At 42.0% G+C, this 8,243-nt stretch carries 9 protein-coding genes and 1 riboswitch; of the genes, 6 read left to right on the plus strand and 3 right to left on the minus strand.

Annotated features, from left to right (window positions below):
- The first annotated feature begins 164 nt into the window (after positions 1–164).
- Entirely contained in the window at positions 165–1,718 is a 1,554-nt protein-coding gene (locus tag C3Z13_RS09260) for a DUF2813 domain-containing protein (protein ID WP_103855726.1), read from the plus strand.
- A gap of 102 nt (positions 1,719–1,820) precedes the next feature.
- Here C3Z13_RS09260 and moeB read toward each other — a convergent pair whose 3' ends face one another.
- The gene (gene moeB / locus C3Z13_RS09265; RefSeq protein ID WP_103855727.1) at positions 1,821–2,543 is read right to left on the minus strand and encodes a molybdopterin-synthase adenylyltransferase MoeB; all 723 of its coding nucleotides are present in this window, start codon (positions 2,541–2,543) and stop codon (positions 1,821–1,823) included.
- 18 nt (positions 2,544–2,561) lie between these two features.
- Positions 2,562–3,776 carry a molybdopterin molybdotransferase MoeA gene (gene moeA / locus C3Z13_RS09270; RefSeq protein ID WP_103855734.1) on the minus strand — a complete coding sequence of 405 codons (1,215 nt, stop codon included), beginning with the start codon at positions 3,774–3,776 and terminating at the stop codon, positions 2,562–2,564.
- A 154-nt stretch (positions 3,777–3,930) separates the two neighbouring features.
- Here moeA and folE point away from each other — a divergent pair, with 154 nt between their 5' ends.
- The gene (folE, locus tag C3Z13_RS09275; RefSeq protein ID WP_103855728.1) at positions 3,931–4,587 is read left to right on the plus strand and encodes a GTP cyclohydrolase I FolE; all 657 of its coding nucleotides are present in this window, start codon (positions 3,931–3,933) and stop codon (positions 4,585–4,587) included.
- 55 nt (positions 4,588–4,642) lie between these two features.
- On the opposite strand, the gene C3Z13_RS09280 is transcribed toward folE, so the two are convergent.
- Positions 4,643–5,578: a gluconeogenesis factor YvcK family protein gene (locus tag C3Z13_RS09280; RefSeq protein WP_103855729.1), complete on the minus strand. Its 936-nt coding sequence runs from the start codon at positions 5,576–5,578 to the stop codon at positions 4,643–4,645.
- 203 nt (positions 5,579–5,781) lie between these two features.
- A riboswitch (molybdenum cofactor riboswitch) is annotated at positions 5,782–5,929 on the plus strand.
- On the opposite strand from C3Z13_RS09280, the gene moaA reads away from it, so the two are divergent.
- From moaA to moaE, 4 genes are all read left to right on the plus strand, one after another.
- Complete coding sequence (moaA, locus tag C3Z13_RS09285) at positions 5,918–6,943, plus strand: GTP 3',8-cyclase MoaA (RefSeq protein WP_103855730.1); 1,026 nt, start codon at positions 5,918–5,920, stop codon at positions 6,941–6,943. It overlaps the preceding riboswitch by 12 nt.
- Before the next feature lie 13 nt (positions 6,944–6,956).
- Complete coding sequence (moaC, locus tag C3Z13_RS09290; protein WP_103855731.1) at positions 6,957–7,445, plus strand: cyclic pyranopterin monophosphate synthase MoaC; 489 nt, start codon at positions 6,957–6,959, stop codon at positions 7,443–7,445.
- Complete coding sequence (gene moaD / locus C3Z13_RS09295; RefSeq protein WP_103855732.1) at positions 7,438–7,683, plus strand: molybdopterin synthase sulfur carrier subunit; 246 nt, start codon at positions 7,438–7,440, stop codon at positions 7,681–7,683. Before moaC ends, moaD begins: the two co-directional genes overlap by 8 nt.
- A gap of 1 nt (position 7,684) precedes the next feature.
- Entirely contained in the window at positions 7,685–8,137 is a 453-nt protein-coding gene (moaE, locus tag C3Z13_RS09300; protein WP_103855733.1) for a molybdopterin synthase catalytic subunit MoaE, read from the plus strand.
- Positions 8,138–8,243 lie beyond the last annotated feature (106 nt).

Raw genomic sequence — 8,243 nt, forward strand, 5'->3', positions numbered from 1 at the left:
AAGTGCGGTGTTTTTTGTCTTAAAAAAATACCCTAAACACATTGGGCCAAGGACGATAAGTAACCCTTCAAACACAGTTTTTTCCTTAAAATGATGAAATTATTGTGCTATTTTACGCAAGTGAACTGAAAATACCAAGTAAACCAAGGATAGAAGGAGCGGTGATGTATTTGCGTCAATTAGATATTGTAGGATTTCGTGGCATAAACCGCCTTTCATTTACCTTGCAACCGAATATGGTGTTGATTGGTGAAAATGCCTGGGGGAAATCCAGTTTATTGGCGGCGTTGAGCTTAATTTTTAATGATGAGAAGCGCCTTTATCAATTCCAAGCAACGGATTTTTATCAGGACGAAAATAATGCCTTTACGGCGAAAGAAATCACCCTTTTCTTTACCTTTAGTGTTCATCGTGAAGCTAAATCCTTAACGCATTTTCCTTATAACCAATTGGCTATTTTTGATGATGAACCCTATGCCAAAATTTATTTTCAGATTACAGGGGAAATGCAAGGGGCTGAGATTATCACCACCTATCATTTTTTAGATGGCGAAGGGAATGTGCTTAAGCTGGAAAATCCTGAGCAAATGGCAATGGCGTTAATTGCACAGCACCCTGTTTACCGTTTTCGTGATGCAAGGTTGAATTCATCGGCCAAGCATCAACATTTTTCAGCGTTGCCTTTGTTAGATGATTCGAAAGTCAATCGTGAAATTCAATCCACACTGCACTTGCTGCAACATTATTTTCTCAATCGTGCGATGGCGGCAGAATTAATGCAAGATACCACCGCACTTTGGAATGATGTGAAATCTCTTTGCCTAAAATTGCGAGAAAAACAGCATCATTCATTACGTCATATTTTATTCCAACAATTAACCCAATTATTTGTTTCCGCCGATGAATTACGCGATTTTCATAGCTTGCGGCCGATTATTTTATTTGAAGATCCCGATGCTCGCCTGCACCCAAGAATGGTGGCGATCATTTGGGAGTTGGTCAGTTATTTGCCGATCCAACGCATCACCACCACGAATTCCGTAGAATTGCTTTCACAAATTCCTTTACAATCCATTTGTCGTTTAGTAAGAAATACAGAGCGCACCGAAGCCTTTCAGCTTGCACATCAATTAAATAAAGAAGAATTACGCCGTTTGAGCTTTCATATTCGGCATAATCGTAGCCTTGCATTATTTTCTCGAATGTGGCTGTTGGTGGAGGGCGAAACGGAAGTTTGGATTTTAACTGAATTGGCAGAATTACTTGGTATTGATCTTGCGATGGAAGGCATCAGGATCGTGGAATTTGCCCAGTGTGGCTTGCGCCCTTTGATTCATTATGCCAAAGCAATGGGAATTGAGTGGTATGTGCTGACTGATGGCGATGAAGCTGGCAAAAAATATTCTGCAACGGCGAAAAGTCTGCTCAATGATAAGGAACAGTCAGCAATGCGGCTCACGTATTTGCCGAAAAAAGACATTGAGCATTTTTTCTATTATGCTGGTTTTGAACAAACTTTTATTCGATTGGCACGCTGGCAAGATCATTCGCAGAAATATTTGGTTCATCGCATCATTCAACGTGCTATACAACGCACATCAAAGCCCGATCTTGCGGTGGCATTATCCAATGAGATAAAACAGCGTGGGGTTGCGTCCATTCCACGTTTGTTTAAACAGCTTTTCACGCGCGTGTTAATTTTAGCGCGTTCATCTTAAGAAATCATCTAAGTTCGAACAAGCGAAGCGATAGAGAACAAATGACAGAAAAAAGAGAAAAAATAAGCGGCAATTAATGCCGCTTTATTTCGCTGATTTAGGCTAAACGGGGATTTTAATTTCCCGAATTTTCATTGTGAAGCCGTCAATGAGCAATAATCGCCCACATAAATTCTCACCTATTTTCAACCGCACTTTGATCGCTTCAAGGGCTTGCATTGATCCCACTATTCCCACCATTGGCGCAAGCACCCCTGTTTCCACACAGCTTAATGGCGCATTACCAAAAAGCTGGCTAAGCTGGCGGTAAGTGGGTGTGTTTTCTTCATAAGTGAACACAGAAATTTGCCCTTCCATACGGATTGCCGCACCAGAAACCAGCGGTGTTTTGCTTTGCTCACAACAACGATCTAGCTGATTGCGCGTTTCCACATTATCGGTACAATCTAGCACCACATCAACGCCTTGCAATAATGCGAGTAGGGCATCATCATCTAATTGTTGATTGATGGTTTCCAGCTTAACGTGCGGATTTAAACGCTGTAAACTGAGCTTGGCGGATTCCACTTTGGGCATTGCCAGACGGCTATCATCGTGCAACACTTGGCGCTGTAAGTTAGACAAAGAAACGGTATCAAAATCCACTAAAATCAATTTGCCAACGCCTGCCACGGCTAAATATTGGCTCGCCGCACAGCCTAAACCGCCCAAGCCCATTATCAGCATTGTGCTGTCTTTCAGTGTTTCTTGCCCGTCAAAATCAATGGCTTTCAGCACAATTTGGCGGTTGTAGCGTAGTTCTTCTTCAGCAGTGAGTTCGATCATAATCAGCCTAATAATTCATTAACCCAATAATTCATTGAAAGGTTCAATGGTCACCATTTCACCTGCTTGCACGTTGCCACGTTCTGCTTCTAATACAATAAAACAGTTGCTTTCAATGAAAGCACTAAAGAGATGAGAACCTTGGAAACCCACGGCTCTTACTTCAAGTTGTCCTTGCGCATTGACCCAATAAAAACCGCGTTGGAAATCTTTGCGACCCACGCCTTTTTTCAGATTCTCACTTACGATTGCCTTAAGCTGTTGTGGCGCTTGCCATTGGCTGTAACCACTGAGCTTGGCAATGGCAGGCTGCACTAATTGATAAAAGGTAACCAAGGCGGACACAGGATTGCCCGGCAAGCCGCAGAACCACGCCTTTTCTAATTTACCAAACGCAAAAGGTTTCCCCGGTTTCATTGCAATTTTCCAGAAATTAACCGTCCCTAGTTTTTCTAAAATCGTCTTGGTGAAATCCGCTTCACCCACTGACACGCCACCGCTGGTGATCACTAAATCTGCCTGTTCTTGCGCTTGCAAAAAGGCTGTTTCAAATAGCGCTTCATCATCAGGCAGAATGCCGAAGTCTAAAATTTCGCAAGGCAATTTTTCCAATAATAATTTCACAGTAAAGCGATTGGTATCGTAAATTTTACCGCTGCTCAATGGCTCGCCAACAGGAACTAATTCATCGCCAGTGGATAAAATCGCTACTTTCAAACGTGGAAATACAGGCACTTCAGCAATGCCTAAGGAAGCAAGCAACGGCAAGGGAAGTGTGGTGAGTTTTTCACCTGTTTTTAGCACTACGTCCCCTTGTTTAACATCTTCACCGGCTCGGCGAATATTTTGCCCCAATGTTGGCATTTCGTTGAAAGTAACCGTGCCGTCTTCATTAAGTTGCACATTTTCTTGCATTACTACTGCGTCTGCGCCAGCTGGGATCATCGCACCAGTCATAATTCGCACCGCACTTTGTGGCAACCATTCGCCATTAAAAGGATTGCCTGCAAAAGCTTTGCCAGCCACGCAGAGTGTGCGTGATTGGGCAAGATCTGCAAGACGCACCGCATAGCCGTCCATCGCAGAATTATCAAAAGATGGCACGTTAATTGGAGAGATAATATCCGCCGCACAAATGCGCTGGCTGGCTTGCGAAAGCGGCAAAGTTTCCGTTTGTTGCGGCGCAGGAAGCTGTGCCAACATTTCATTCAAAGCTTGTTCAATGCTTAACATAAATTGTCCTTTTTCAATCAAGAATTGCATTCTATTCTACAAGAAAGTGCGGTGATTTTTATAGAAATTTTCATACTGAACCGCTATCTTTCTCATTTTATTATTGTTTTATTGTCTGATAGAATAGCCCAATTTGAAATTTGGAGAGTAGTGAATGAACAAGATTTCCCCAGAGGCGGAGAAAGTCCGTCAGGCATTGGTGAGTAAAGGGATTGAAACCCCAATGGTGGATACGCAACTGACAAAATCACAGCGCCGTGAAGGCATTGAGCAGCATATGCGTGAAGTGATGAAATTGATCGGTCTGGATTTGCGTGATGATAGCCTTGAGGAAACGCCAGTTCGTTTGGCGAAAATGTTCGTTGATGAAATTTTTAGTGGGCTAGATTATGCCAACTTCCCGAAAATCACCAATATTGAAAATCGAATGAAAGTGAGCGAAATGGTGTTGGTGAATGATGTAACTTTAACCAGCACTTGCGAGCATCATTTTGTGACTATCGATGGCATGGTGTCGGTGGCTTATTATCCGAAAAAATGGGTGATCGGGTTATCAAAAATCAATCGCGTAGTGGCATTTTTTGCCCAACGCCCACAGGTGCAAGAGCGTTTAACAGAACAAATTTTGCTCGCATTCCAAACAATTTTAGAAACAGAAAATGTGGCGGTTTATGTAAAAGCCACCCATTTTTGTGTGAAATGCCGCGGAATTAAGGACACAAATAGTTACACGGTAACCTCTGCATTTGGTGGGGTGTTCCTTGATGATCGTGAAACTAGGAAAGAATTTTTAACACTTATAAATAAATAATCTAATCAATAGGTTATATGAAAAAAACAGGGCTGAATTTAGCCCTATTTTTTATTTACTTATCTAGTTCCTCAATCAAATCATCAATCGCTTTGCACAATAAGGTGCGATCGTGGCGGTAGCTGATGTCGTCAGCACGCAAACGTCTGGCAATAATTTTTAACTGCGGATCGCTATTTTCTGGCATTAAACCGTTTTGTACGATCGCGCCATCAATAATCTTTTTCCCAACGGTTTCGTTAATCCAATTTATTCGATCTTGTAAAGAAAGCGCTGCGGACGGGCTATGTTCAACCCCAAGATTGTCGATGAAAATTTTTTTCGCTTGGCTGTTTTTTAATGCTTCGATAATTTCAGGGAGCAAAATCGGTGGCATTATGCTAGTGAGAAAACTGCCTGGGCCAAATAAAATCACTTCAGCTTGTTGAATAGCGCAAATGGCTTCAGGCGTGGCGCTGACAAGGGGAACAAGGAAAATAGAGTTAGGCAGTTCGCTCAGCTCATCAATTTCCACTTCACCTACCACGCTAGAGCCAGAAGGCAAGGAAGCAGCAAGATGCACCGCACTTTCTGACATCGGTACAATAAAAGATTTCACGCGCAGTAAATCACGGATTAAATTCACCCCTTCGGTAGGACGAATTTGCATATTTTCTAAGGCTTTTAGCATTAAATTGCCAAGATTATGCCCCGCAAGTTCTCCACTATTGGCGGAAAAACGGTATTCAAACAGTGCAGAAGCGGTGCTAGGTTCAGTGATAATTTGGTTAAGACAATTGCGTAAATCACCCCACGCAATGCCACCTTGTTGTTTCCGAATTCTGCCTGTGGAACTACCGTTGTCAGTGGTGGTAACAATGCCCGTTAAGCGTTCTTTCATAAAACTGAGTGCAGACATCACGCGGCCAAGTCCGTGTCCGCCGCCAATAGCTACAATGTGATTTATCTTATCTAAATTTTCGTGCCGACTGTGCGGTGTTAAATCACTCATTGTTTTTCCTTTAAAATGTGAGCGTTATAAGAGAATTAGGGGTAAGTATAAACAAATTTGTTTAAAAGTGCGGTAGAAATTTTGTGAATTTTCGTTATATAGCATTTTATACAATTGATTTATAAGTAAAATATGGCATTTTTTTGATATAGATCCCATTCTAGGTATGGATAAATTGTTGTTAAGCCCTTAGAATAGGGAAAATTTTCGCATAACTCCGAGCTTGTTCACCTACGTTTTGTTGATTGCAAAATAGGGTGGCAATGCCAGCAATGCATTTTGTATTGCTCAGGGATACGTTGGAAACGGCTTATCCTCTCCATTTTAGAAAGGTGTCTAATGCAAAGCATTCCTATACAAATTCCTGTAAAACAGGTGGGGGAAACGCGTCTTATTGATGGGTTTGCCCGCCAATATTATTATTTGCGACTGTCCATTACGGATATGTGCAATTTCCGCTGTAACTATTGTTTACCCAATGGTTATCAGCCAGAGGCCAATAAACCGAGCTTTCTTACTCAAAGTGAAATAGTCCGCCTAGTGCGTGCTTTTGCCCATCTTGGTACGGAAAAAATTCGTATCACGGGTGGCGAGCCAACCTTGCGCAAGGATTTTCTTTCTATTGTTGAAAAGATTCAGCAAATTGAAGGCATCAAACAAATTGCTCTGACCACCAATGGTTACCGTATGGCGAAAGACATTGCCGCGTGGAAACAAGCGGGGATTACGTCCGTTAATGTGAGTGTGGATAGCCTTGATGCGAAGATCTTTCAGCGTATTACTGGCGTGGATAAGTTTGCTGAAATTATGCAGGGTATTGATCGTGCCTTTGAAGTGGGGTATCAGAAAGTTAAAGTTAATGCGGTGCTGATGAAAAATCTCAATGATCAGGAATTTTCAGGCTTTTTAGATTGGATAAAACATCGCCCGATTCAAATGCGTTTTATTGAGTTAATGCAGACAGGTGAAATGGATCAGTTTTTCCAACGTTATCATCTATCAGGGCAAATTTTAGCAGAAAAATTACTGGCTTCAGGTTGGCAATTGCAACAGCGCGGTTATTTAGACGGCCCAGCTAAAGTGTTTAAACACCCAGATTATCAAGGTGAAATTGGCTTAATTATGCCTTATGAAAAAAACTTCTGCGCCAGTTGTAATCGTCTGCGAGTTTCAGCCAAGGGCAAACTTCATCTTTGTTTGTTTGGTGAAGAAGGTATCGAATTGCGAGATTTGTTACAAGCGGATAATCAGCAATCTCTTTTAGAATCGCGAATTTTCTCTGCGTTACAGGGTAAGCGAGAACATCACTTTTTACATAATGGTGATAGCGGCGTGCGTAATCATCTTGCCAGCATTGGCGGTTAATCAAGGAATTATAATGACCACATTTACTCATATTAATAATAATGGCGAAGCCAATATGGTGGACGTTTCGGGTAAGCAAGAAACCGTGCGTGAAGCAAGAGCAGAAGCACTGGTTACAATGTCACAATCTACTTTGCAAATGATTTTATCAGGGCAACACCACAAAGGTGATGTGTTTGCCACAGCGCGTATTGCTGGCATTCAGGCGGCAAAACGCACTTGGGATTTAATTCCCTTATGCCACCCATTATTGCTTTCAAAAGTGGAAGTATCCTTAACTGCCCTGCCTGAAAGCAATCAAGTGCGTATTGAAAGTCTATGCAAATTAACAGGCAAAACAGGCGTGGAAATGGAAGCACTTACCGCTGCAAGCGTGGCTGCCTTAACGATTTATGATATGTGCAAGGCGGTGCAGAAAGATATTGTGATTGAGCATATTCGCCTTTTAGAAAAGTGCGGTGGAAAATATGGCCATTTTTTAGCAGGAAAACTGAATGATTAAAGTATTATTTTTTGCCCAAACACGAGAGCTGATTGGGGTTGATGAAATTGAAATCTCGGGCCAATTTACCAATGCAGAAGCACTACGCCAACATTTGAGCGCCAAAGGTGAGAAATGGGCGTTAGCGTTAGATAAAGAAAAGCTTTTGGTTGCCATTAATCAAACCTTGGCTAGTCTTGAAAGTGCGGTGCAAAATGGCGATGAAATTGCCTTTTTCCCACCTGTTACAGGAGGCTAAAATGGCTGAAATTCAAATTGCGGTACAAACTGCCAATTTTGATCAAAATGCGGTTTATCGTTGGGTTTCCGCACCAAATAGTGTCGGCGCTGCCGTGATTTTCGTGGGAAAAGTGCGCGAAATGAATTTGGGCGATAGTGTATCCAGTTTATTTTTAGAACATTATCCTGCGATGACAGAAAAAGCCTTGCGTGAAATTGTTGATGAGGCTTGCACGCGTTGGAATTTATTACGCGTTGCGGTAATTCACCGCGTGGGCTTACTGCATACGGGCGATGAAATTGTGCTAGTCGCAGTGAGTTCCCCTCATCGTGGTGAAGCTTATCAAGCCAATGAATTTATTATGGATTTTCTCAAAAGCAAAGCGCCGTTTTGGAAAAAAGAACAGACAGAAAAGGGCGAGCGTTGGGTCGAACATCGAGAAAGTGATCAACAGGCTTTGGAAAGGTGGTGAAAGTTGAGTTTTTTATAAGTATTCTCATTATTTAAGGTGTACAGCCTAAAATTTAGGCTTTTTAAAATTTTTGTAAAAACTTGTCAAAAAACACTTGCAAAGATTT

Source organism: Avibacterium endocarditidis (assembly GCF_002921145.1).
In the GTDB taxonomy this organism is placed as follows: Bacteria; Pseudomonadota; Gammaproteobacteria; order Enterobacterales; family Pasteurellaceae; genus Avibacterium; species Avibacterium endocarditidis.